The 22,333-nt window shown below is 58.0% G+C and carries 26 protein-coding genes; 3 read left to right on the forward strand and 23 right to left on the reverse strand.

What is annotated here, in order from left to right; translation table 11 throughout:
- The 21 genes from AB1805_14140 to AB1805_14240 form a co-directional block, all read right to left on the reverse strand.
- Window positions 1–133 (reverse strand): transposase (locus tag AB1805_14140; protein ID MEW5746567.1); only part of this gene is annotated, 133 nt, incomplete at its 3' end.
- 491 nt (window positions 134–624) lie between these two features.
- Window positions 625–1,605 carry an RHS repeat-associated core domain-containing protein gene (locus AB1805_14145; protein ID MEW5746568.1) on the reverse strand — a complete coding sequence of 327 codons (981 nt, stop codon included), beginning with the start codon at window positions 1,603–1,605 and terminating at the stop codon, window positions 625–627.
- A 239-nt stretch (window positions 1,606–1,844) separates the two neighbouring features.
- Window positions 1,845–2,960 carry a branched-chain amino acid ABC transporter substrate-binding protein gene (locus AB1805_14150; GenBank protein MEW5746569.1) on the reverse strand — a complete coding sequence of 372 codons (1,116 nt, stop codon included), beginning with the start codon at window positions 2,958–2,960 and terminating at the stop codon, window positions 1,845–1,847.
- A 308-nt stretch (window positions 2,961–3,268) separates the two neighbouring features.
- On the reverse strand, window positions 3,269–3,898 hold the full coding sequence (gene thiE, locus AB1805_14155; protein MEW5746570.1) for a thiamine phosphate synthase: 630 nt from the start codon (window positions 3,896–3,898) through the stop codon (window positions 3,269–3,271).
- 17 nt (window positions 3,899–3,915) lie between these two features.
- Window positions 3,916–5,316 carry an acetyl-CoA carboxylase biotin carboxylase subunit gene (accC, locus tag AB1805_14160; protein MEW5746571.1) on the reverse strand — a complete coding sequence of 467 codons (1,401 nt, stop codon included), beginning with the start codon at window positions 5,314–5,316 and terminating at the stop codon, window positions 3,916–3,918.
- 15 nt (window positions 5,317–5,331) lie between these two features.
- The gene (accB, locus tag AB1805_14165) at window positions 5,332–5,769 is read right to left on the reverse strand and encodes an acetyl-CoA carboxylase biotin carboxyl carrier protein (GenBank protein MEW5746572.1); all 438 of its coding nucleotides are present in this window, start codon (window positions 5,767–5,769) and stop codon (window positions 5,332–5,334) included.
- Window positions 5,770–5,845: 76 nt separating this feature from the next.
- Window positions 5,846–6,412, reverse strand: coding sequence for an elongation factor P (gene efp, locus AB1805_14170; protein MEW5746573.1), 567 nt, complete (start codon window positions 6,410–6,412; stop codon window positions 5,846–5,848).
- Between the two features lie 64 nt (window positions 6,413–6,476).
- On the reverse strand, window positions 6,477–7,553 hold the full coding sequence (locus tag AB1805_14175; GenBank protein MEW5746574.1) for a Xaa-Pro peptidase family protein: 1,077 nt from the start codon (window positions 7,551–7,553) through the stop codon (window positions 6,477–6,479).
- Between the two features lie 20 nt (window positions 7,554–7,573).
- Window positions 7,574–8,467, reverse strand: a complete 894-nt coding sequence (locus tag AB1805_14180; GenBank protein ID MEW5746575.1) for a tetratricopeptide repeat protein — start codon at window positions 8,465–8,467, stop codon at window positions 7,574–7,576.
- Window positions 8,468–8,481: 14 nt separating this feature from the next.
- Window positions 8,482–9,660, reverse strand: a complete 1,179-nt coding sequence (gene coaBC / locus AB1805_14185) for a bifunctional phosphopantothenoylcysteine decarboxylase/phosphopantothenate--cysteine ligase CoaBC (protein MEW5746576.1) — start codon at window positions 9,658–9,660, stop codon at window positions 8,482–8,484.
- A 43-nt stretch (window positions 9,661–9,703) separates the two neighbouring features.
- Entirely contained in the window at window positions 9,704–10,111 is a 408-nt protein-coding gene (gene rpoZ, locus AB1805_14190) for a DNA-directed RNA polymerase subunit omega (protein ID MEW5746577.1), read from the reverse strand.
- Window positions 10,108–10,728, reverse strand: coding sequence for a guanylate kinase (gene gmk / locus AB1805_14195; GenBank protein ID MEW5746578.1), 621 nt, complete (start codon window positions 10,726–10,728; stop codon window positions 10,108–10,110). The genes rpoZ and gmk overlap by 4 nt, the downstream gene beginning before the upstream one ends.
- Window positions 10,709–11,005, reverse strand: coding sequence for a DUF370 domain-containing protein (locus AB1805_14200; protein ID MEW5746579.1), 297 nt, complete (start codon window positions 11,003–11,005; stop codon window positions 10,709–10,711). Before AB1805_14200 ends, gmk begins: the two co-directional genes overlap by 20 nt.
- 63 nt (window positions 11,006–11,068) lie before the next feature.
- Window positions 11,069–11,917, reverse strand: coding sequence for a YicC/YloC family endoribonuclease (locus tag AB1805_14205; GenBank protein MEW5746580.1), 849 nt, complete (start codon window positions 11,915–11,917; stop codon window positions 11,069–11,071).
- Window positions 11,914–12,159: a DUF167 domain-containing protein gene (locus AB1805_14210; protein ID MEW5746581.1), complete on the reverse strand. Its 246-nt coding sequence runs from the start codon at window positions 12,157–12,159 to the stop codon at window positions 11,914–11,916. Before AB1805_14210 ends, AB1805_14205 begins: the two co-directional genes overlap by 4 nt.
- Window positions 12,152–13,045, reverse strand: coding sequence for a phosphatase PAP2 family protein (locus AB1805_14215; GenBank protein ID MEW5746582.1), 894 nt, complete (start codon window positions 13,043–13,045; stop codon window positions 12,152–12,154). The genes AB1805_14210 and AB1805_14215 overlap by 8 nt, the downstream gene beginning before the upstream one ends.
- Before the next feature lie 98 nt (window positions 13,046–13,143).
- Complete coding sequence (locus tag AB1805_14220) at window positions 13,144–13,503, reverse strand: hypothetical protein (GenBank protein ID MEW5746583.1); 360 nt, start codon at window positions 13,501–13,503, stop codon at window positions 13,144–13,146.
- Window positions 13,504–13,649: 146 nt separating this feature from the next.
- Entirely contained in the window at window positions 13,650–14,057 is a 408-nt protein-coding gene (locus AB1805_14225; protein ID MEW5746584.1) for a PIN domain-containing protein, read from the reverse strand.
- The gene (locus AB1805_14230; GenBank protein ID MEW5746585.1) at window positions 14,054–14,302 is read right to left on the reverse strand and encodes a hypothetical protein; all 249 of its coding nucleotides are present in this window, start codon (window positions 14,300–14,302) and stop codon (window positions 14,054–14,056) included. Before AB1805_14230 ends, AB1805_14225 begins: the two co-directional genes overlap by 4 nt.
- 143 nt (window positions 14,303–14,445) lie before the next feature.
- Window positions 14,446–14,985 carry an NYN domain-containing protein gene (locus AB1805_14235; GenBank protein MEW5746586.1) on the reverse strand — a complete coding sequence of 180 codons (540 nt, stop codon included), beginning with the start codon at window positions 14,983–14,985 and terminating at the stop codon, window positions 14,446–14,448.
- Window positions 14,986–14,998: 13 nt separating this feature from the next.
- Window positions 14,999–15,586 (reverse strand): YkgJ family cysteine cluster protein, encoded by a 588-nt coding sequence (locus AB1805_14240; protein MEW5746587.1) that lies wholly within the window; start codon window positions 15,584–15,586, stop codon window positions 14,999–15,001.
- A gap of 272 nt (window positions 15,587–15,858) precedes the next feature.
- On the opposite strand from AB1805_14240, the gene AB1805_14245 reads away from it, so the two are divergent.
- The 3 genes from AB1805_14245 (at window position 15,859) to AB1805_14255 (ending at window position 21,017) form a co-directional block, all read left to right on the forward strand.
- Entirely contained in the window at window positions 15,859–16,380 is a 522-nt protein-coding gene (locus tag AB1805_14245; protein ID MEW5746588.1) for a hypothetical protein, read from the forward strand.
- A gap of 99 nt (window positions 16,381–16,479) precedes the next feature.
- Complete coding sequence (locus AB1805_14250) at window positions 16,480–19,176, forward strand: bifunctional acetate--CoA ligase family protein/GNAT family N-acetyltransferase (protein MEW5746589.1); 2,697 nt, start codon at window positions 16,480–16,482, stop codon at window positions 19,174–19,176.
- Between the two features lie 158 nt (window positions 19,177–19,334).
- On the forward strand, window positions 19,335–21,017 hold the full coding sequence (locus tag AB1805_14255) for a methyl-accepting chemotaxis protein (GenBank protein MEW5746590.1): 1,683 nt from the start codon (window positions 19,335–19,337) through the stop codon (window positions 21,015–21,017).
- A gap of 6 nt (window positions 21,018–21,023) precedes the next feature.
- Here the strand turns inward: AB1805_14255 and AB1805_14260 are convergent, their stop codons facing one another.
- Together AB1805_14260 and AB1805_14265 are read right to left on the reverse strand one after the other, a co-directional pair.
- Window positions 21,024–21,947 carry a histone deacetylase gene (locus AB1805_14260; GenBank protein ID MEW5746591.1) on the reverse strand — a complete coding sequence of 308 codons (924 nt, stop codon included), beginning with the start codon at window positions 21,945–21,947 and terminating at the stop codon, window positions 21,024–21,026.
- A gap of 80 nt (window positions 21,948–22,027) precedes the next feature.
- Window positions 22,028–22,261, reverse strand: a complete 234-nt coding sequence (locus AB1805_14265; protein ID MEW5746592.1) for a hypothetical protein — start codon at window positions 22,259–22,261, stop codon at window positions 22,028–22,030.
- Between the last annotated feature and the right edge of the window lie 72 nt (window positions 22,262–22,333).

The following is a 22,333-nucleotide window of genomic DNA, read 5'->3' on the forward strand; positions in this document are numbered from 1 at the left end:
CGCTGTAATAGTTCAGCCACTCCAGATACTGTCTATAGTCATCGTCAGTTTCAAAGACGATCTGACGATAGTTGCCACGCTGAGTTATATGATGCGGTATCCCAACCGCCACCGCTCTCGCGATCCTTGGCATCCTCCCCCCTCCGACTTGCTCTCTCTAATGCTTACCTTCCATCTTTAAATGGTCGCTGTCCCTTTTTTCCCGTCCATCTTTTCCTGTCTCATCGTTGCATCTTTTCCTGTCTCATCGTTGTATGCTATGTTGCTTATTTCTGCGCTGCAGCGAATCGATGGCAATCCCTACAAAAAATGATAGAAGGAGCCAAAACACAAGCAATGATAGAATAGTAAATAAATTAGCCTGGTAAAGAGTGGGGTCTTTAGCAAGTATATGCATAATTTTATTCCAGACATTACCGAATACCATAATTGGAAAATAATTTATTATGACGTAGATTATTGAGTAAAGATTCCCTTCGTGAGATGAGGGCGTCAGTAAGCCCAATATGAATGGAAGCGACATCAGCAGGAAAAATATGCCCACTATCGACGGCAGTCTGTGCCGCCACTTCATTTCCCGCCACATCACTTGAATCGTTTTCCTTATGTTCAACTCAAGCTCATCTATTTGTATTCTTTAATTTTGGTTTGGATTTCACTTATTTGATCGTTACTGAGCCTTAAGTCGTTTCTCAGGACAGACCAAAAGTCATTCAAATACTGCTGAGTATCGGATAATGCCCTTGCCCTTTGCTGTATAGTTGGGTTCGAATCCGTTCTGAACTCCTCTATACCGTGCTCCAGCAGGGTAATCCAATTATGTTTCCTATCTTGGACTGTGTGGAGTCCTTCACCAAGCAAAAAGAGGCCACTCCTATAATCGCCCTTTGTCATCATTTTACCTGCCTCAATAAGTTGTTGCCGCGAAAATTGGTAAGATTCGTGAGTGGCATCGCTCCTGCTCTGCCTAATATTTCTCATGGAGTGTTGATAATTAGCCCCCTGGTTTGATAACCTGTCTACGTAAGCATTGCCCTCAGCAACTCTTTGAGCAGCCTTTGTGCTGAAGCCACTACCTGATAAGACATCAATTGTCATTATTCGGTGAATTTCAACGGAAAAAGCTCCATTAGGATCAATGTATTTATATGGATTGTTCAACGAGTAAATATAAGGATTCAAGTTTTGAGGGTTTGAAAGGAGAACATGATTTATCTTACTGGACCTCGGATCAACCGGTCCCACCGGGTCAGGGGAGATAAATCGCCCGACTTCCGTTTTCACATATCGAGCGCCGAAGTAATTGAGCCCGGTCTCTTTATCCTTCTTCTTCCCTGCAAACCTCTCATCACTTTCAAGCGTGCCGGTTATCGCCTGTTCCTCTCCGAAAGGCTTGTAATCCGCCCTCCAGACTACAGCGCCGTTTGCATCAGTCATGGCAAGCGGCGTGCCGGCAGGGTCGGTGTGGTAAAAGTAGACTTTTTCACCCCCGAACGCAAAGCCCGGGAGCAAAAAGAGCAGTACGAGCAGAAGAAGGGAACTTCCCCAAGAGAGTTTAACTAAGGCAGGGATAAGGCGGACAGGATGCGGCAACCGTATTCTCATCAAGGCCCCCCTTTGAGTGATCGACATGTGGTGCTACGATACGGCTGGCAAAGAACAACCAGTGCTGATTTTTATACCACACCGTTGTTCCTTTTGTGAAGAGAAAAAAGCGAGCGGGGGGAAGCAGCGCTTATCGCGTCCGTAGCGTACAGCGTTATAGCAGTTATCGCCTCGCGGCAGAGTTGTTTTCCGCTATAACGCTGTACGCTGTAACGCGATGGACGCGATAAACGCGTTGTTTACGGTTTCCAGTGCTCCTCGAACTTCCCGTTCCTCGTTATCCAGACCACGTAGGGAGACTTCGAGACGTCTCCTTTCTCGGTGAAGGTGATGGTCCCGAGCGCTCCCGAGAACTCCATGGAGTGGAGCTTGTCAATGACCGCCTTGCCGTCGGTCGTCCCCGCTACCTTTGCTGCGGTGAGGAGGATATTAACGGCATCGTAGGCATAAATGGAGTACGGGCCGAGCTCGCCGTATTTCTTTTTGTATTTCTCGATGAAGCTCTTTGCCGAGGGGATATTCTCGGGATTGGGGCTGAAGGTCAGGAAGGTACCTTCAGCAGCTTTATCGCCGGCGATCTCGACGAATTTCGGATCGATGCTGCCGTCGCCGCTCAGGAAAGGAACGGTCATGTTGATCTCCCTCGCCTGTTTCACCAGCAGGCCTGTCTCGGGATAGATCCCGCCGAAAAAGACGAGCTCGGGCCGTTTCTCTCTTACCGAGGTGAGCACGGTCTTGAAGTCTTTATCGCCTTTGGCGATGCCGCCGTAGTAGACGACCTCGATCGCAGGGCCGAGATGCTTCCTGAAGAGGTCGGCGAAGCCCTGTCCATAGGTGGTCTTGTCGTGCAGGACTGCTACTTTCTTGACCTTGAGAGTATCGCGGGCGAACGTTGCGGCCACGTTCCCCTGCTGCTCGTCGGTGCCGCAGACCCTGAAGACGCCCCGGTAGCCCCGCTCGGTGAGCTGGGGATTGGTGGAGGCGGGAGTAATCATGGGCACGCCCGCCCGGTTGTAGACATCCGAGGCAGGGATGGAGCAGCTCGAATTGAAATGGCCGATGATGCCGATGACGCCCTCGTTCACGAGCTTGTTGGCCACTGCCACCGCCTGTTTCGGGTCGGCCTGGTCGTCACCGGGCAGCATCTCGACCCTCTTCCCGAGCAGACCGCCTGCGGCATTCCACTCCTCCAGGGCGATACTGACCCCGTTTTTGAAGTCGTTCCCCATCTTCGCCTCGGCGCCGGTCATCTGCGCGGCAACGCCGACCCTGATCACGTCCTCTTGCTTGCCGCAGCCCGAAACCAGCACCGCCAGCGCGAGCACCATCACTCCGAAAAGCACTCCTCGTCTCACTGCTCCCTCCTCCATCAGCTAAAGATTATCGGCCAGGTCCCCCGGCCGAAAATATTCGTACTGCATTATACCGTAAACACATCGTGCACACAATTTTAATGAAGCAGTCAGCAATCAGCAAAAGAGGAGAGGGGGAGATACTCCGAGCCCTTTACAAGCGACGAGATACCGTATTCTTTAGAGAATTGTATACGTTACCCTGAGGTGCTTTCCTCTTAATGATCTCGATGGGGCGGTATGAAAATCAGCTAAGGTGTCGCAGGCAAAGGGCTCGGAGTATCTCCCCCTCTCCTCGGTATATCATGATCTCATCCGCCGGCTGCGGAGAGGAAGCGGCGTGCATTCTCTTCGATGTTCCCCCGGAGGAGCCCTGACGAGACGGCGGCGCTGTCGCAGCCGGCCTCGAAGACGGTCTGTACGGTATCGGCCTTGATGCCCCCGATCGCGATGACCGGAATATGCAGAGCATGCTTTACCTGCCTGAGCGCCTCGACTCCCTGGAGGGTCACGACCTCTTTTGTCGTCGTGGGAAAGATGGAACCGAAGCCGACATAATCGGCGCCTCCCTGCTCGGCGCTCCGCGCTTCTTCGAGACTATGGGTCGAAATGCCGATGAGTCTGCTTCCCATGATCTTTCTCGCCTCGTGGAGAGGAAGGTCATCTTGTCCGAGGTGGACCCCGTCGGCGTCTACGGCAAGGGCGATATCGGCGTAATCGTTGATGACGAGACAGGCGTTGAACCGCCGCGTCAGCTCCCGCAGCCGCAGCGCCTCGTAAAAAAGCTCCCGCTTCGTTCTGCTCTTTTCCCGGTACTGGACAAAGCGGATGCCGGCGACGAGGAGCTGCAGAACGATTGTTTCCAGAGGAGCACCGTCATCGGGAGTGCCGGTGATGAAGCAGATGCGGGGAGGCGCAAAGCTGCGTGCTGCTCTCGGCATCAGGGCACCTCTGACCGCTACTCCCCGGCGCTCCCGTTCTTGCTCCCGCCCTTTCCCGTCTCGTCGCCGTTCGCCGGAGCAGACATCCGCTCGACGAAATCGGTGGCGAAGTTCCCCTTGATGAAGTCGGGATGGTTCAGCACTTTCTTATGGAACGGAATGGTGGTCTTGATCCCCTCGATAATGAACTCGTCGAGGGCGCGCTTCATCTTCGCTATCGCCTCGTCCCTGTTCTTTGCATGGACGATCAGCTTGGCGATCATCGAGTCGTACTGGGAAGGCACGGTCCAGCCCGTATACCCTGCGGTATCGACACGGACACCCGGGCCGCCCGGCGGCAGGAAAAAGGTCAGCTTGCCCGGCGAGGGGATGAAGCGCTCCGGGTCTTCGGCGTTGATCCTGCACTCGATGGAGTGGCCGGAGGCCTTGATCTGGTTCTGCTTGAAGGTCAGCGGCACGCCGGCGGCAATCTTTATCTGCTCTTTGATGATATCGATGCCCGTCAGCTCTTCCGTCACCGGGTGCTCGACCTGGACCCGGGTATTCATCTCCATGAAGTAGACGTTCTGGTCCTGGTCGACGATGAACTCGATCGTCCCGGCATTCTTGTACTTGATCGCCTTGGCCGCTTTGATCGCGAATTCGCCGATCTTCTTCCGGAACTTCTCGGTCGCGATGGGCGACGGCGCCTCCTCGATCAGCTTCTGGTGCCGCCGCTGTACCGAGCAGTCGCGCTCGCCGAGGTGGATCACATTGCCCTTGCCGTCGGACAGTATCTGGACCTCCACATGCCGTATCGAGGGGAGGTATTTTTCGACATAGACTTCGCTGTTGCCGAAGGCGGTCAGGGACTCCCGCTGCGCCATATGGAACGCATGGGTAAGCTCTTCCTCCTCCCGCACGATGCGCATGCCGCGGCCCCCGCCGCCGGCAGACGCTTTAATGATGACCGGGAACCCTATCTTCTTCGCGATCTTCAGCGCCGCCTCTTCCGACTCGACCGGCCCGTCGCTGCCCGGCACCACCGGCACGCCGCGCCGTTTCATGATCTGCCGCGCCTTCGCCTTGTCTCCTCCCATACGCATATTTTCGGGCGACGGTCCGATGAAGGTGATGCCCGACGTTGCGCAGGCCTCGGCAAAGTGCGGGTTCTCGGAAAGAAACCCGTAGCCGGGATGGATCGCCTCCGAATCGGTGAGCTCCGCTGCGCTCAGGATGGCCGGTATGTTCAGATAGCTGTGCGTGGGGCTGGCAGGGCCGATGCAGACCGACTCGTCGGCGAGGCGGACATGGAGCGCCTCCCGCTCGATGTCGGAGAAGATGGTGACGGTCCGGATATCGAGCTCGCGGCAGGCGCGGATGATGCGCACGGCGATTTCGCCGCGGTTGGCAATGAGTATCTTCTTGAAGAGCTTCATCGTCTCTCCTGCGGCCTAGCTCACCGGATCGATAAGGAAGAGGGGCTCGCCGTACTCGACAGGATGCCCGTTCTCGACGAGCGCCCTGACGATAACGCCGTCGATATCGCTCTCGATCTCGTTCATCAGCTTCATCGCCTCGATGATGCAGATCACCTGCCCCTTCTTGACCTTGGTCCCCGGCTCGACAAACGGTCCTGCCTCGGGGGTCGGCGACCGGTAGAACGTTCCGACGATCGGCGAGGTGACGGTGAAGAGTCTTCCGTCGGCTTCAGGCTCTTCGGCCCGGGAGATCTCCTTTTTCTCGACCGGGGAGGGCTGGTGGACCTCGAGGTGGCCGAAGAACTTCTCCCGCCGTATCTTTACCTTGACCCCTTCCTTTTCGACCTGCAGCTCGGTAATATCTGTATCTTTCAAGAGACTCATCAACTCTTTCAGCTCTTCAAGCTCCATCTCGCTCCTCCGCTTCAGAAGTAGGGCCGCGCTCAGGTGGCGACCCCGTGCTGCTCAGGAAACCGCGCCGCCTCGGTTACTTGCCGGACACCTTCTCCATATATTCCGACGTTCTCGTATCGATCCTGAGGACGTCGCCGACGGCGATATGGAACGGCACCTTGACGACCAGCCCTGTCTCGAGCTTTGCAGGCTTGCTGCTGCCCGACGCCGTATCGCCCCTGAAGGCGGGCTCGGTCTCGGCAACCGCGAGCTCGACGAACATCGGCGGCTCTACGGAGATCGGCGCCTCCTTATAGTACAGCATTTTGATGACCATATTCTCTTTGATGAATTTCTTCGTCTCGCCGAGCTGCGCCTCGGTGAGCGGTATCTGCTCGTAGCTCTCCATATCCATGAAGTAGTACAGATCGTCCTGCGCGTAAAGGTACTGCATCTCCCTTTCCTCGAGCTGGGGAGTGTCGAACTTATCGCCCGACCGGAAGGTGTCCTCGAGCACATTGCCGGTCCTGAGGCTCTTGAGCTTCGTCCTGACCACCGCACCGCCCCTCCCCATCTTGACATGCTGGAAATCGACGATCTCGCAGGGCTCGCCCTTGTATTCTATTTTTGCACCTTTCCTGAAGTCGCTCGTTGCGATCAATGGACACCTCCTGTAGTGCTCATCGGCAGCGGTTTGGCAAAAAACCGAACCTATACGCTACCAGCTATGAACCGATTATTTCAAGCCCTCTGCCGAGGCTCGTCAGCACCCTGCCCTTCCCCTGCTCCACCGCCACCATATCTTCGATGCGCACGCCGCCCAGCTCGGGTATATAAATGCCGGGCTCGACGGTGAAGACCATCCCCTCCATCACCGGCTCGCTCCTGAGCCAGGATATGCGGGGCGCCTCATGGACATCCAGCCCGACCCCGTGCCCTGTCCCGTGGCCGAAGTACGCTCCATACCCCGCCTTCGCTATGGTGTCCCGCGCAGCAGCATCGATCGCGCGGGTGCGCACCCCTTTCCTCACCGAGCCTATTGCCTTTTCCCGGGCATCGTTAACGAGGTCATAGATTTTTTTCTTTTCCGGCAGCGACGGCCCTGCCATCAGGAGGGTCCTGGTCATATCGGAATAATACCCGTCCGCCTCTCCGCCCCAGTCAATTATAACAAAATCACCTTTTTGTATTTTCTTTTCAGTCGGTTGTGCATGCGGCAGGGCGGCATTTCTGCCTGCGGCGACTATTATGGCAAAAGGGATGCTCCGGCATCCCTCTCGCTTCAGCTGCTCTTCGAGCCGCAGGGCGATCTCCCGCTCCTTCACCCCTGCCTTTATCCGCGGCTTGATCGCCAGGAACGCCCGCTCGGCCCTCCGCACCGCCTCGTGAATCGTGGCGATCTCCTCGGCGGACTTGATGAGGCGCATGCGCTCCACGAGCCCCTTCTGCGGAAGCAGCTGCACGGGCAGCGCTTCGAGCGCTTCGTAAAGCTCGTACGATATCGAAGTCTCGAAGCCGAGCTTCCTGATGCCCAGCCTTTTCAGGAGGCTTTTGACCGCCTTGATCCTCGGCCCCCTCTCGGACTCGAGCTCGTATCCGCGCACCTCTGCGGCGGCCTGTTCGGTATAGCGGAAGTCGGTAGCGAAGATGCCCCTGTCCCTTGTCACCAGGGCGAAGCCCGATGACCCGGTGAACCCGGTCAGGTAGCGGACATTTTTCATCGAGCCCACATAGAGGGCATCGATGCCTTTTGTCCTGATATCCTTCTGCAGCCGCCTCAATCTCGCTTCACTCGTGGTCATAGCCGTATCCCGCGATGCCTTCAGGGAGTGCGGGCGAACCTGCTGTTGATCGCCCCCAGAAAATCGTTCAGGTGGCCCAGCGTCGCAGCCCGCTCCCGGTCCCGCTGCTCCGCGAAATGCTGCCTGGTGAGGACGAGAAGCTTCTCGAGCCGGGCGACGACGGGTGCGCTGTCGATCCCCGCAAGCTTCATGAACGCTTTCAGCTCCTCTTTCCTCTGGCGCACCGGTGAATGGTGAGGCTCGGACTTCAGAAGGGCATTGTAAATCTCGATCGCCCGCCCATACTCTCCTGCGGCGATCAGCTCTTCGGCCTGCTGCAGCAGCGCGGAAGACCGCCCTTCGGAGGGACGGACGGCTGTCAGGACCTCTGCGAGCGAGGGAGGGACTGCTGCGCGGTGCTGCTCACTGTTGCCGGTCTCTTCAGGGACTTCCGCGGCCTCGCTCTTCAGCGCCGGTTGCGCCTCTGGCTCCACGGTGCTTTTGTTCGGTTCCGTGCTCACCGCCAAGGCCCCAAGGCCGTCGAGAAAAGCGGACGCCTCGGCATCGAAAGAATCGAGGGAGAGCACCTTCCGGTATGCTTCTGCGGCCTGCCCGGTATCGCCGAGCTGCCGGCAGGTCTCTGCGAGCTCTTTATGGACGAAAATATTGTCAGGGGCCTTCTCTGCCGCAGCCGAAAGCTCCCTGCGCGCTTCGGCAGGCATGTTGTTCAGCCGGTACCACCGTCCGAGCGTGAGCTGGGCAGCGACAAAACAGGGGTTCTTCTTGACGCCCTCGACCAGGAGGGTTATCGCCTCGTCGATACGGTCCCGTTTCCTCAGCTCCTCCGCAAGGGAGAGGAAGAGCGCCGAGTCCGGTTTCTGCCGCAACCGCTCCTTGAGCCGCCTGATATAGGTGCTGTTATCGATGCCCGTCATACGCTCTTTTCCCGTCAGCCGGCGCTCTTCAGCTCCACGACCCTGTCGAGGACCGCCTTGGCGACCTCGGCCTTGGACATGAGAGGGACCTTTTTCTCGCGCTCGCGGTCGATGATGACGACCTCGTTGGTATCGACATCGAATCCCGCGTCCTTCTTCGAGACATCGTTGAAGACGATCATGTCGACATTCTTGGCGATGAGCTTTTTCCGCGCCCGATCGACCCGGTTCCCGGTCTCAGCGGCAAAGCCGACGGTGAAGGGTTTATTCTTGAGTTTCCCTACTTCTTCGAGGATATCGGGCGTCTTGAGCATCGTGAGCGCGACCTTCTCCTTCTTCTCCATCTTGCTGCTCTTCTGCTCTGCGGGCATATAGTCGGCGACCGCCGCTGCCGCGATGAAAAGAGACGACAGGGAGACGCTGTCCATAACCGCTGCATGCATGTCCGCAGCCGTTTCGACCCGTACGACCTCGATATCGTCGGGCTGCGGCAGGGAGACCGGCCCGCTGATGAGGGTGACTTCGGCGCCGCGCCGCTTCGCCATCAGCGCCAGGGCATAGCCCATTTTGCCCGACGAGCGGTTCGAGAGGAACCGCACCGGGTCGAGGTATTCCCTCGTCGGTCCTGCGGTGATCAGGACCTGCTCGCCCGCCATATCCTGCTCCGTAAGGGACGCTATGACCGCCTCCATGATCTTCTCGGTATCGGCCAGCCTGCCCATCCCTTCCTCGCCGCAGGCGAGGCTCCCCTTCTCCGGACCGACGGCCCGGACGCCGAGCGACTCGAGATAGTGGAGGTTCTTTTGGAGTATCGGGTTGGCGTACATGCGCCAGTTCATCGCAGGGGCGAGGATGACCTTGCCGGTGAAGGCGAGGAGGGTGGCGCTCAGCATATCGTCGGCGATGCCGCCTGCGTATTTATTTATGCAATTCGCCGTTGCCGGGGCGACAATAAAGAGGTCGGCGCCGGCGGGGAGCGTCACATGGGAAAGGGGCGTCGCGAACATGTCGGTGTAGACCATATCGCCTGCAGCCAGTTCTATGGAGAGAGAGGTGATAAAACGCTTCGAGGCCTCTGTCATGATAACCCTGACAGAGGCCCCTTCCTGTCGCAACCGTTTAATCAGATCGATCGACTTGTACGCCGCAACACTGCCGGTGATGCCGAACAGTATACGCTTATCGGTAAGCACGCCCGCGTCCCCCCCTCTCAGATAAGGATAGAGACCATGGCGACTATTCTTCGCCGGTGTCGGTGTCCGCTTCCTCGCTCTCGCTGAAGAGGTCTTCGAGTGCCCTCTCCGGCGTGCCTTTCTCGTGCAGATAGACCTTGAGGTCCTTCTCGAGCTCGGAGAGGTCTTCGATCGGCCTCCGCCGCTCCTCGATGAGCTTCTTGTAATCGATCCGTTCTGCTTTTTCCCGCTCGGCTACGGCATCGGCGCCGGTCAGGAAGTCGATCTTGCCGGAAATGGTCTCGACAATCGCCGTGGTGGTCACCTTTTTCGCCTTTGTCTGGATCTTCGAGGTCGCCCCCAGGGAGAGCTCCCTCGCCCGCTGTGCAGCGATCGAGACGAGCCTGAACCTGCTGTCTATGGCGTCTTTATTATGTTCGACAGGCAGCGCGATGATATCCATACTGATCATGCCTCCTTTGGAAAAGTGCGTTCTATCCACTCCTGATCGATCTTCGTCACCCTCACCCTCTCGGCGAGGACAATCGACGACAGATCCCTAAGTGCTTCATCGAACAGGTCATTTATAATAACATAATCGTAATTTTTATATTCTGCAATCTCGGCGAGGGCGTTCCTGAGCCGCCGTTCGATGACCGCCGCAGTGTCGCTCATCCTGCCGGTAAGCCTCTGCTTCAGCACCTCCATCGACGGCGGGAGGATGAAGAGGAGCAGGCAGCCCGGGAGGGACCGCCGGATCTGGCGGGCGCCCTGGACATCGATGTCGAGGATGACATCGGTGCCGGCCTGCAGCAGCTCCTCTATCCGCCTCCGCGAGGTCCCGTAAAAATTGCCGTGCACCTCGGCCCACTCGACGAACTCCCCGGCAGCCGCCATGGCGCGAAAGGCAGCCGCGTCCACAAAGGTATAATGGACATCGTCGATCTCCCCGGGCCTCGGCGCCCGCGTGGTATACGATACGGAGTACCGGATCCCCGGAAGGATCTCGCAGAGCTTCTGGCACAAGGAGGTCTTCCCTGCGCCCGAGGGCGCGGAGACGACGAAGAGGCTACCCTTCCTCGGGCTCATACACGATTCCCCCGCTCCCGTCCTTCATCCCGGACACGCGCTGTACGATAGTCTCGACCTGAATGGCGGAGAGGACGATATGGTCGCTGTCCGTGACGATTATCGAACGGGTCTTCCTCCCCTCCGTGGCATCGACGAGTTTGCCCCGCTCCCGCGCCTCTTCCCGCAGCTTCTTGATGGGAGAGGATCCGGGGTTGACGATGGCGACCACCCTCGATGCATGGATGACATTGCCGAACCCTATGTTGACGAGCGGACCCTTTACGGCTCCTTCCATCGCGCCTTCACCTCTTCTCTCTTTTTTCCAGCAGGGCATGCGCGTGCAGCGGCCCTGCATTCGCTACTGTATATTCTGGACCTGCTCCCTGAGCTTTTCGAGGGCTGTCTTCATCTCGATAGCCAGGTTGGTAATGGTAACGTCGTCGACCTTCGAGGCGATCGTATTCGTCTCCCGGTTCATCTCCTGAATGAGAAAGTCGATCTTCCTGCCCACCGCATCCCCGGCTGAGAGGATCGCGCCGAACTGCTCGAAGTGGCTCTTCAGGCGGGCTATCTCTTCGGTGATGTCGCTCCGCTGCGCGAGGAACGCCACTTCCTGGGCGAGGCGGGTCTCGTCGAGAGGAACATTCGCGGCGAGCTCCGCGACCTTCCGCGCGAGCGACTCCCGGTAGCGGCCCGCGCCCTCTCTTGCCTGGGCCTCCGCCTTGAGCCGCAGCTCTTTCATATGCTCTATGTGATGATGCAGCTCCTTGACGAGGGCCGCGCCCTCCTTGAGCCGCATCTCCTCGATACGGTCGAGGGCGGCATCGAGGGCGGCATAGAGCGCGTCCGCCTCGTAGTCCGGCTCTTCGGCGACGAGCAGCTCCCGGTATCCCGAGAAAAAGTCGATGGTCAGGGCGCCGGGGATCGAGAGCTCCCGCTTGATCTCGAGGAACGAGCGGTGGATCTCCTTCGCGAGTTCCTTGTTGAGGCTGACCTTCAGCTGCCGCTGCGCCGTGAGCGATACGATGATATCGAACTTGCCGCGGGCAAAGCGCTCCTTCACCTTGTTCCGGAGGGGTATGTCGTGCTCGATGAGCGCCTGGGGGATCTTTACCGATACGTCGATATGGCGGTGGTTCAGGGAGCGGACCTCGACCTTGAACCCTTCCCGCTCGGCAGCGCCGTACCCCGTCATGCTCTGTATCACCGTGACACCCCCGTGATCTTTACCGTCTTGCGTGTCGCCGCCGCGCCCTTCACTATCATTATATCCCCCTTTTTCACCTTGTAGGTTTCGGCCAGCAGCTCGACGAGCTGCTCGTTCGCCGCGCCGCCTACGGGGGGGGCGGTGAGCTTCACCTTGAGCACCCCGTCTACCGTCCCGACGACCTCTCTTCTCGAGGACCGGGGAACGACTTTGACCTCTATGAATATACCGTCGTCAGCCATCGCGCCGGGCGTGCCGGGGATATGCATGCCGCCCGGCCAGCCAGAACCTATAATATACCTCACCGATCAGGAACGTTACAACCGTGAGGCCGACCCCGCCGATCACGTCGATCACATAATGGTACCGGCAGTATACCGTGGCGGCGATCAGGAGGAGCACCGGCACGAGGAGGAACCAAAAGAGGCGGCGGGAATACCGGAAGGCGAGGAGCAGCACGGTGAGCGCGACCCCCGTATGGCCGCTCGGGAAAGCGTCGCGCTTGACGCCCTCGAGCAGGTTCAGGATATCCTGAATCGGCTTCGAGAACAGAAACCCGTCGAGCGCCTTCTCGTGGAGGTGGTCCATCGCATACCGGGGCCCGACAGCGGGAAAGAGGAGATAGCCGACATACGAGAGATAGAAGCAGAGCAGTATCAGGAAGAGCGACCTCTCGAAGGCCTCGTGCCGGCCCTGCTTCTTGAGGACAACCGCCAGTGCGATGGGCATGAAATAGTAGGTGGCATAGGCTATCTGGAGCACATCGGTAAGCAGGGGGGAAACGAACCGCTCGAGGAACACGGTGGGATGGCCGCCGAAGAGGCGGTAGTCGATCCGTGCGAGGAGGTGGTCGATATCCTGGGGGTTCACCGCATGCACCACCAGCCCGAGGCTGTCGAAGATGACGAGGACAGCGACAACGGGAAAGATGATATCACGCGTCAGGCCGAGAAAGGAATTGATCCTGCTCAAAGGAACGAGCATAAGCTGAAAAAGGACCACCGACGCATAGATAAGCAGAAGCATGCTCGCATGCGGGATCTTCCCGAAAAAGAGCAGGGTGAGGATGAAAAGAAACAGGCTGAAAGCGATGGTAAGGGAATCGGCGGGCCTAAGAGGTAGCTTCACTTTTCAAGAAGATGACTAGCGGCATTTCGAGACGCGACCCCATTCGCACCGTAGCCCTCGTCCTTTGCCAAAGATTGCATTTCGTATTGCCCTTATTATTACCCCTTTTCAAGGGCATTACCTTTTTTCTTCCATAATGCCCCCGGCCCCCTTCCCAGGCATTCCACTTTATCCTCTTTCTGCAGTTCTCTCAGCACGCGGTGCGCCATGCCGAATACGACAGTGTGAATGCGCTGCTGATCAACAGTGACACCCTCTATGCGGTTTGAGGAGATGGCGCTCTCTATCAAGGCATGCTCGCGCAGGATTTTAAGCCTCTGAGGTGCCTGTTTGGTAAAGAGTTCCTGCTTTCCCCTCGATTCACCCAGTTCAGAGAGATACCACGAGGTGATGGCGGGCACAACATCAAGCCCGGAAGAGAAAACCAGGAGGGTCGTCATATGATCATGCTTTTTCATTTCGTCTTCTGTTGCTTTTCAAGACCTGGCGCCGTGTATTTTTCGTTTTGCAGGAGTAGTGACCGAAAATGTACCCGTCCCCTTTTCCGTTCTTTTCCGTTCCATTTTCTACCCGGCCGAGTGCGATCTGAACGCCGGGATTCCGTCTACGGGACAAGTACGAATTTCCCATATTGCTTGAAATGCTCGTCAAAGGCAAAAGCGGTATCAATAGTGAGGGACTCCATAACGATAAAACTTGTCGCGTCGGTGTACGAAAACTCCTTATCGGAAAAGTTTTTCAGTATCTCCCATGCCCGCTCCTCTTCTTCGGCGTCTACACGGTGCAGGGTGATCAGCGGGTTGCTCCTGATGAGCTCCGCCATCTCCATTGCAACTTTATGCGACCTGCAAAAGTAGGTATAAACTTCATCCAGGATAAAGTTCGTCGTATGAAGCCTGAGCCTTTGCTCCTTTATGGTCTTCAGGAAAGCGGCAGCTCTTTTATGGCAGGCGTCATCACTGACCCTCAGCGCGATAAATGCGCTGGTATCAACAAAGATGTCCCGCTTCACTTTTTCTGCCGGTAAATATAATCGTCATGCTTCTGAGAGCCCTGCTTTCTTCCCAGGGAGAACCCGTCATTTCCAATAGAAAAGAGGGGGTTATCGTCATAATCCGCCTCTTTGGGAAGCCGCTCGTCGATGATCTCCCGTATAACCTGGGCTATACTGGATTTTTTCTTCTCAGCCTGGCGGCGGAGATACCGGTATTGCTCATGGGTCAGGTAAATCTGTGTCCTGTGCGTTGATGTTTCCATACTGTGCCTCCATCTGCTTCTAGCGTATCAAAATATACAGCATGGCGTCAATACAGCACTACAGCAATGACCATCTCTGACCATTCTCCTGGAAAGCTTCCCTTTTTAGGAGCATGGTCCATAGAGGTAATGATGTCAACTTATTACAGCTTGCCGAGGGCTTTTCTGATTGCCCTTTCTTTCTTCGAGAGGCGGTGAGGGTTGCCGCGGCTGGATTGGACATAGTCCCCATCGTCCTTTTCACCGACATACGGGGGCACTTCCTCTTCTTCCTTGCCTATGGCCTCCTGAGCTTCCGGTGTCGCGTCATCTCCTCTCTTTCTCTCGATAATAGCAGAGAACGTATCGGAAGGCACGGGAATGGAGCTGACCGACCAGGCATGCCGGGCAATGTCTCTGTCTGAGCTCACCACGATCCATTCCCTGCGGTCCTGCGATATGATGCGCTTGATGACATCGTCAGCGCGTACCCCGAGACGGGAGTAGATGATCCTGACACCGCCGCGGACCGCTGCGTGCTCCGTACCGGCGCCGCTCTTGTGGCCGTCAAATACCACGGTGATATCATGCTGCTTGGCCTGTTTATAGCGTATCAGAAGATCGATGAACCGCTCGCGCATCTTCTCTCTATCGCCATGATAGACGCCGATGACATTGTAGCCGTCGATGATGATGCTCGGCAAGGGCGGGCCTCCTTCAGGGCGCGAGGAGAATGCTCAGGACCATCTCTGCCGTAGTTTTGCGATAATCGCCGGTGTAGCCGAGGAGCGCCCGCGCTTCCTTTTCCACTTTTGCGATCTCGACGTAGAACATGGTGCGGTTGAGCGGAAAATACTTGAGCCCCTCCTCCACCTTTTCCGCCATGAAGCGGTGGCAGCCGATGCCGTAGTCGATCGACATGTTCTGCTTGTGCATCTCGTAGGGCACCCCGTGGATCCGGCATATCAGGGGGCGATGCTCGTACACGATGCAGAGCCCGCCGTCGTTCAGGGGGCACATGACCCGGACATCCTCGGGCGAGGCCCGGTGTATCTTCGTCACGTCTCCGGCACGGCTGAGGAGCTCCTGCCGCTTCTGCTCATCGAGCAGCGCGAGGCCCTCGGCGAGGTAGAGCTCCTCGATGAGGGTGTGATGGTGGAACTTCGTGACGCAGCAGTTGTCGTCGCACCCTTCGCAGCTGAACCGGTAGTGGCGCATCGCCGCACCGTATATGGCATCGATAGCCCGGAAGATCTCGCCGAGCCGCTGCAGCTGCTGCTCCCTATCCATCCTTCCCGCTTCCATGAATACTCCTCACCTCTTCCCGAATACTGCGCTGTCAGGCGCGGTTGCAGGGACGCTGGGCTATCCGGTCCCACGTTTCGCTATCGATCTCGTCGATATAATCCGAAAGCCTGAAGACAGCGCCGCACTCCGTGCAGCGCAGCGTTACCGACTTTCATCCCACTACGAGCTTGAGGGTACTGCTGCAATGCCTGCATTTCATTGATTTCTCCGGTTTTTGGAAAAAAGAGCTATTTTTACTATACCATACAACTATGTTCCTGAGGCAGCTTTTGAACGATTCGCTCTCCTGGCACGACCGGCACAGATGGGACGAGGCCCTCTCGCTCCTGGACCGCCTCTTCGCCGCCAACAGCAGCATGCTGCTCGGGGTGCAGGAGAAGGCGCTTCTCGTGCAGGCAGGCATCGATGCCGTCGATCCGTTCCTCCAGCTGAACACCGCCGAGGTATGTCCCGGCTGCCGCAAAATCTGCTGCGCCAACCGCCATGCCTATTACGATCACGAGGACCTTATCTACGCCCTGGCCCTGGGCCACCGGCCGCCCCGCTACCGGGAAGGGCTCGAAGACGCTGCCCCCTGCCAGTTCATTGCAGCGGGCGGCTGCACTGTCCCGCGCTCATTGCGACCCTTCCGATGCAACTGGTATTTTTGCGACGCCCTCCTGCGCCATATGGAAGAGGGGCCTGCAAAGCCCTGCCGCTCCTTCATCAGGAGCTTCCACCATACCGTCACGCTCAGGGGCGCCATGATCGACGAATTCTTCAGCGTGCTCTCGCCTGAGCTCCCGGCTTAAGGCAACCTCGCTCCCCCTCCGGTGCCATGCACTTGCTCTGAGGTCCCGGTGATGTTGCATCAGCATAGATAACCTGATAATCTGGAAGAAGAGCAGCATATGTCGATCAAAAACCTCGATGTCTTTTTCAGTCCCAAAAGGGTCGCCGTCATAGGCGCCAGCGAGGACCCCGGCTCCATCGGTCACCTCATCCTCAGGAACATGGTCGGTAAAGGGTTCAGGGGGGTCGTCTACCCGGTAACCCCCGCAGCCGAAGCGGTACAGGGAATAGAGGCCTATAGGACGGTTACCGCAATCCCCCACCGCGTCGACCTCGCCATTATCGCCAATCCTCCTGAAGCCATGCTGAAGACCCTCGAAGAGTGCGGCCAGGGCGGCGTCAAAGGCGTCTCGATCATCTCTCCTGACTTCGAGGTGAGGGGGCAGAACCAGCAGGAGATCGAGGCGAAGATAAAGGAGCTCTCGCTGAAGTACGACTTCCGGGTCCTCGGGCCGAATACCCTCGGCTTCATCAGGCCGAGCAGCGGCCTGAATGCCAGCCTCTTCCCGAAGATGCCCCAGCGCGGCAACATCGCCCTCATCTCCCAGAGCGCCACGCTCGCGACCGCACTCATCGACCGCGGGGTCGGCAAGAACGTGGGATTCAGTTATATCGTTTCACTGGGGTCGAAGCTCGACCTCGGCTTTTCGGACCTCATCGACTTCCTCGGCGTCGATACCGAGACCAAGGCAATCATTCTCTACCTCGAGCACATCAAGCGGGGGCGCAAGTTCATGACCGCCGTAAGGAGCTTTGCCCGGAGCAAGCCGATCGTTGTCGTCAAATCAGGAAAGTTCGATATCTCGGCCCAGGTCGCCCTCACCCATTCGGGGTTCCTCGCGGGCGAGGACGCGGTCTATGATGCCGCCTTCAAACGGGCGGGCACGGTGCGGGTGGACGAGATCCTCGACCTCTTCTATATAACCGAGACCCTCTCGAAGCAGAAGCGGCCCAAGGGCAAGCGGCTCGCTGTCATCACCAATGCAGGCGCTCCGGCGGTCCTCGCGGTCGATGCCCTGGTCCGTCTCGGCGGGGAGCTGGCGCGGCTCAGCAGCGATACGCTCGAGAACCTGCAGCAGAGCCTGCCGCCGACAAAGGAGCTGCGCAACCCGATCAACCTCTTCACCAGCGCCTCGCCGTCAGACTACCGCACCGCGGTGAAGAGCTGCCTCAAGGACAAGGGGATCGACGGCATCCTGGTGCTCCATGTCCCCTACTTCGGGGCGAGGCCCGGCGAAACAGCCGAGGCGGTCGTGGCAGCGCTCCGGGAGCATCCTTTTGTTCCCGTTCCGCTGTTTACCGTCTGGATGGGGGACGAGGAGGTCTTCGCTGCCCGGGACTACCTGAACGACAAGGGCATACCCACCTTCGTCACTCCCGAACAGGCCGTACGGAGCTTCATCTACATGTACCGTTACGATTACAATCTCCAGCTCCTCCAGGAGACCCCCGAGGCCATTCTCAAGGACTTCGCGCCCGACTCGCAGAAGGCGCTCGATATCTTCAGGCGGGCGTCGGGAGACGACCGGTCGGTGCTCACGCTCCACGAAGTCAAAGAGATCCTCCAGGCCTACGGCATCCCCGTGGTCGCTACCGAGCGGGCGCAGAGCGAGGGCGAGGCCGTACTCGTCGCCGAGAAGATCGGCTATCCGGTGGTGTTGAAGATCGACTCGGAGAAGATCTTCCATAAGCTCGAAGTGGGAGGGGTCATCCTGAGCCTCAGGGGCGAGGAGTCGGTCAGGGCCGCCTTCAGGAGGCTCAAGGAGATCGCCGCTGCCAACGGCGCTCCCGATGCGCATGTGCTCATTCAACCGATGGTCATCAAGCATGGCTACGAGCTCTTCATCGGCGCAAAGAAAGACCCCACTTTCGGCTCGGTGATCGTCTTCGGCACGGGCGGCGAGCTCCTCGAAGCGGTCGAAGATTACGCGGTGGGACTGCCGCCGCTCAACCAGACGCTGGCGCGGCGCATGATGGAAGACACCAGGATATATCGCCACCTCCAGGGCCTCGAGCCCTACCGGGAGTCGCTCCGGCTCGTGGAGGAGATGCTCGTGCGCTTCTCCCATCTCATCGTGGATTTCCCCTGCATGAAAGAGATCGATATCAATCCCTTCATGGTCACGCCCCGCGAGGGCTTCGTGCTCGATGCGGGAATCCTGCTCGAAGACCGAGTAGTCGAGGAGTGCGCCCGTGCGCGCGGAGAAGACCTCTGCCCTCCCCACCTCTCGATCTGCCCCTACCCCTTCAAATACGTCAAAGAGATCGCGGTCGAGGACGGCAATTCGGCGATCGTGCGTCCAATCCGCTCGGAAGACGAACCGCTCATCTACGACCTTTTCAAGTCCCTCTCCGATGAGACGATCGTCTTCCGCTTCGGCCAGCACCTCACCGATATGCCGCACGAAAAGCTCGTCCGGTACTGCCAGATCGACTACGAGCGGGAACTCGCCTTTGTTGCGGTCATCAGGGGAGACCATGGCCGCGAGCGGGTCATCGCCGATGTGCGGGTGCTCAAGATGCCGGACCTCGAGACCGCCGAACTGGCGGTGCTCGTCACGGACGAGTGGCAGGGCCACGGGCTCGGCACCACGCTGCTCGATTACTGCATCAGCGTCGCCCGGGAGGTGGGGGTGAAGACGCTCTGGATGGAGATCCTTCCGCACAACACGAGGATGCTCCACCTCGCCAAGATCTGCGGCTTCAAACGGACCTATGCCGACGAGGACATGGTGAAGGTTTCGCGCGGGATATAGGTCACCGAAGCCCCCCTTTCTCCCCTTCCGCTCGATAGGGCATCAGCCTGCGGAGCGAAAAGGGTGCGCCATCCACCCTGCTGAGTATTTCCCTGTTTTCTCCGATAACAAGTCATCGGGATTCGGGGGGAGGCCTATGCACAAGGGGAGGGGTATCTATGGTTAGGCGGTTCTATAACATGGGGCTGAGGAGAAAGTTGACTCTCATCTTCGGGTCCCTCATCTTCACCGTCGTAGTGGGCGTAGCCGCAGGACAGTGGTCCTTTCTCACGGTTCAGGTGGGAGGCAAGGAGTATCAAGGGATCGACCTTAAACGAGAAACCATTGACGAGATAGCAAGGATATTGATCAATATCAACCTCCTGCGCGGCACTGCCTACGCTCATCTTGAAGACTCCGACACTGGGGTGAAACACGCGATGCTGCAACGGATTGCGGCTACCGATTCCCTCTTCCAGTCGATCAGCATGAAGGTTGCCCCGCCTGCGAAAGGAGGCGAACGGTATTGCGGCTCCTGTCATTCAGCAGGAGTAGCCGTCGCCTCCGGTATCAGCGGTGCGCAAAGAGCATGGGATGCTTATAAGCCTCTTTTGAGGGAAACGATCATACCGGGGCTGGGCACGGACAGGTCGAGGAGCATGAAGGAGGTGATGGGCACCCGTCTTGAAACGCATCACGAGGAGCTGATGACGAATCTCTCCTCCTCGCTGGATCTCATGCGGGGAGTATTCCCCCTTGCGGTGAAGAGAATGACAAAGGAGGCTGACGCTATCAGGCTCGGATTTCTCGTCGGCGGCGTGATGACCATAGGCTTTCTCGTAGCCCTGACACTCTTCCTCTCCTCCCTCATCGTCAGCCCGGTGGTGGCGATTTCGGACAGGGCGACCAAAATGGCTGAAGGCGATTTCACCGCAGGCTCGGAGATACCGTGCAAGGGGGAGGACGAAATAGGGAGCATGGCACGTTCCTTTGTACAGATGACCGGTAAGGTAAGGGACTTTGTGGTAACGGCGAAGGAGGGCATTCTAACCCTCTCCTCTACTTCGGAGCAGCTTTCGGTCACGACAGGTCACCTCTCTTCCAAGATGGAGGAAGAGCGCAATCAGATGAACCAGATAGCGCGCTCTATTACCGAGATGTCCCGGAGCATCGTCGAATTGGCAAACAGCTCATCGAGGGTGGCTGAGCTGTCCGACGAATCATCTACCGTGGCTGAGGGAGGAAAGGACATATCGAAATACACCCTCACCAAAGTCAGCTCCCTCGCCGATATTATCAAAGACACCGCTGCTACCATAGAGGAGCTCGGGGGCAGTTCGCAGGAAATCGGCGATATCGTATCCGTCATTACGGATATCGCCGACCAGACCAATCTCCTGGCGCTGAACGCGGCGATAGAAGCAGCGCGTGCCGGAGAACAGGGGAGAGGATTCGCGGTCGTCGCCGACGAAGTCAGGAAGCTGGCTGAAAAGACTTCGCGCGCAACAAAAGAAATAACCGGGAAAGTACAGCTTATACAAGCGGAGTCGAAAAAGTCGGTGGATACCGTCAGGAAAAGCAAGGCAGAGGTGGAAAGCAGCATAGCTCTCCTCCACGGGGTTGCGCAATCCTTTGGCTCCATATGCACTGCAGCTAAAGACGTCACCACGGTGGCGCAGCAAATGGCGGCGGCAACGGAAGAGCAATCGGCGACCTCCGAGGACATCGCTGCGCACACCGCCGGCGTATCGCAGTCAATAAATCAGACGTACGGCGGGATAGAACAGATGAGGAAGATATCGACGGAGCTTGCGCACATGACAGAAAGCCTCAGGGCCCAGACGAGCAAGTTCAGGACGTGAGGTCACTCAACTCTCTTCACCGAGCATCTCCTCGATAGTAATCCGCACCGACCCGGCGAGCGCCTCAAGGTTATATCCCCCTTCGAGGGCAAAGACCATCGGGCAGCCGGCGCTGGCGAGAATGCTCCGTACGATGCCGCGAATCCCTTCCCCCGTCACCCTGATGTCGGCAAAGGGGTCGTCCACATGGATATCGTACCCTGCGGAGACGAGGACGATGTCCGGGGCGAAGCGCTTTACGAGGCCGGGAAGAATATCCTGGTAAACATAGAGGTAGTCCTTGTCGCCGGAGCCGGTCAGGATCTGGATATTATAGGTGTATCCCTCCCCTTTTCCCCTGCCCCGCTCCATGTCCTTTCCGGTCGCGGGGTAGTAGGGATACTGGTGCGTACTGAAATAGTAGACCGAATCGTCCTCTTCGAAGATATGCTGCGTGCCGTTGCCGTGGTGCGCGTCGAAGTCGATGATGAATACCCGCTCATAGCCGACGGTCTGGGCATACCGGGCTGCGACGGCGATATTGTTGAACAGGCAGAAGCCCATGGCGCAATGGGCCTCGGCATGGTGGCCCGGCGGACGCACCGCGCAAAAGGCCCTTGCGATATCGCCCTTTCTGCAGCGGTCCACCGCCTCCATGAGACCGCCGGCAGCATGCAGCGCGGCATCGAGACTGTCGCGGGAGGTATAGGTATCTTCGTCGAGGCTGGCTTCGCCGCAGGCCATGATGCGCTCGATATGCTCGGCGGTGTGGACACGGGCGATATCGGCGATCTCGGCCCTCCGCGGTCTCACGTGCACGAGCCGCTCCCAGAGCGGGCTCTCTTTCAGGGTGCCGGCAATGCGGGTGATACGGTCTTTTCGTTCGGGATGCCAGGGAGGAGGCTCGTGTTTGAGGAATATCTCATCGTATATGAAGCCGACGCCTCCCATGAGCAATTATATTCCAAGCCACTGCCGTTTGTCGAATAGGCGTACGGCTCCTTATTCTATAGGCTATAGGCCACAGGCCGTCAGGCGAACTTGTCGATAGCCCTTCTCACTTCGGACTTCCCTTCCTGCTGCTGCACTTCGACGACTTTCCTCACCTCTTTTTCATCATCGCTGCTGCGGGCGCCTGCTCTCGCTGCTTCCGCTGAAGCGGCGGCCCTCACCGCGTCGTCGCGGCTGATATCGCTCTTCGCCTTTTTGTCTGCTGCCGTTACTGTTGCGGCAGCTCCTGCGTTAGATAAGGGGTTGATCGGCATCGCCCTCTCCTTTCATGCTGCCCATGGTTGTTTCATCGTGCTTCATCGATCCCTCACTTCCCCTATCGGGAG

This window comes from Nitrospirota bacterium, assembly GCA_040752355.1.
Lineage (GTDB): Bacteria > Nitrospirota > Thermodesulfovibrionia > Thermodesulfovibrionales > Dissulfurispiraceae > JBFMCP01.

What these genes read in the sequence shown, in the direction of transcription:
- AB1805_14145 (MEW5746568.1), bottom strand. Translation starts at nt 1,605, where the DNA reads ATGAGAATACGGTTGCCGCATCCTGTCCGCCTTATCCCTGCCTTAGTT.
- gmk (MEW5746578.1), bottom strand. Translation starts at nt 10,728, where the DNA reads ATGAGCCCGAGGAAGGGTAGCCTCTTCGTCGTCTCCGCGCCCTCGGGC.
- AB1805_14210 (MEW5746581.1), bottom strand. Translation starts at nt 12,159, where the DNA reads ATGGCTGACGACGGTATATTCATAGAGGTCAAAGTCGTTCCCCGGTCC.
- thiE (MEW5746570.1), bottom strand. Translation starts at nt 3,898, where the DNA reads ATGCCGAGAGCAGCACGCAGCTTTGCGCCTCCCCGCATCTGCTTCATC.
- AB1805_14200 (MEW5746579.1), bottom strand. Translation starts at nt 11,005, where the DNA reads ATGGAAGGAGCCGTAAAGGGTCCGCTCGTCAACATAGGGTTCGGCAAT.
- accB (MEW5746572.1), bottom strand. Translation starts at nt 5,769, where the DNA reads ATGGAGCTTGAAGAGCTGAAAGAGTTGATGAGTCTCTTGAAAGATACA.
- accC (MEW5746571.1), bottom strand. Translation starts at nt 5,316, where the DNA reads ATGAAGCTCTTCAAGAAGATACTCATTGCCAACCGCGGCGAAATCGCC.
- AB1805_14265 (MEW5746592.1), bottom strand. Translation starts at nt 22,261, where the DNA reads ATGCCGATCAACCCCTTATCTAACGCAGGAGCTGCCGCAACAGTAACG.
- AB1805_14260 (MEW5746591.1), bottom strand. Translation starts at nt 21,947, where the DNA reads ATGGGAGGCGTCGGCTTCATATACGATGAGATATTCCTCAAACACGAG.
- AB1805_14180 (MEW5746575.1), bottom strand. Translation starts at nt 8,467, where the DNA reads ATGACGGGCATCGATAACAGCACCTATATCAGGCGGCTCAAGGAGCGG.
- AB1805_14255 (MEW5746590.1), top strand. Translation starts at nt 19,335, where the DNA reads ATGGTTAGGCGGTTCTATAACATGGGGCTGAGGAGAAAGTTGACTCTC.
- AB1805_14250 (MEW5746589.1), top strand. Translation starts at nt 16,480, where the DNA reads ATGTCGATCAAAAACCTCGATGTCTTTTTCAGTCCCAAAAGGGTCGCC.
- AB1805_14175 (MEW5746574.1), bottom strand. Translation starts at nt 7,553, where the DNA reads ATGACCACGAGTGAAGCGAGATTGAGGCGGCTGCAGAAGGATATCAGG.
- AB1805_14220 (MEW5746583.1), bottom strand. Translation starts at nt 13,503, where the DNA reads ATGAAAAAGCATGATCATATGACGACCCTCCTGGTTTTCTCTTCCGGG.
- rpoZ (MEW5746577.1), bottom strand. Translation starts at nt 10,111, where the DNA reads ATGATCAGTATGGATATCATCGCGCTGCCTGTCGAACATAATAAAGAC.
- AB1805_14240 (MEW5746587.1), bottom strand. Translation starts at nt 15,586, where the DNA reads ATGGAAGCGGGAAGGATGGATAGGGAGCAGCAGCTGCAGCGGCTCGGC.
- AB1805_14230 (MEW5746585.1), bottom strand. Translation starts at nt 14,302, where the DNA reads ATGGAAACATCAACGCACAGGACACAGATTTACCTGACCCATGAGCAA.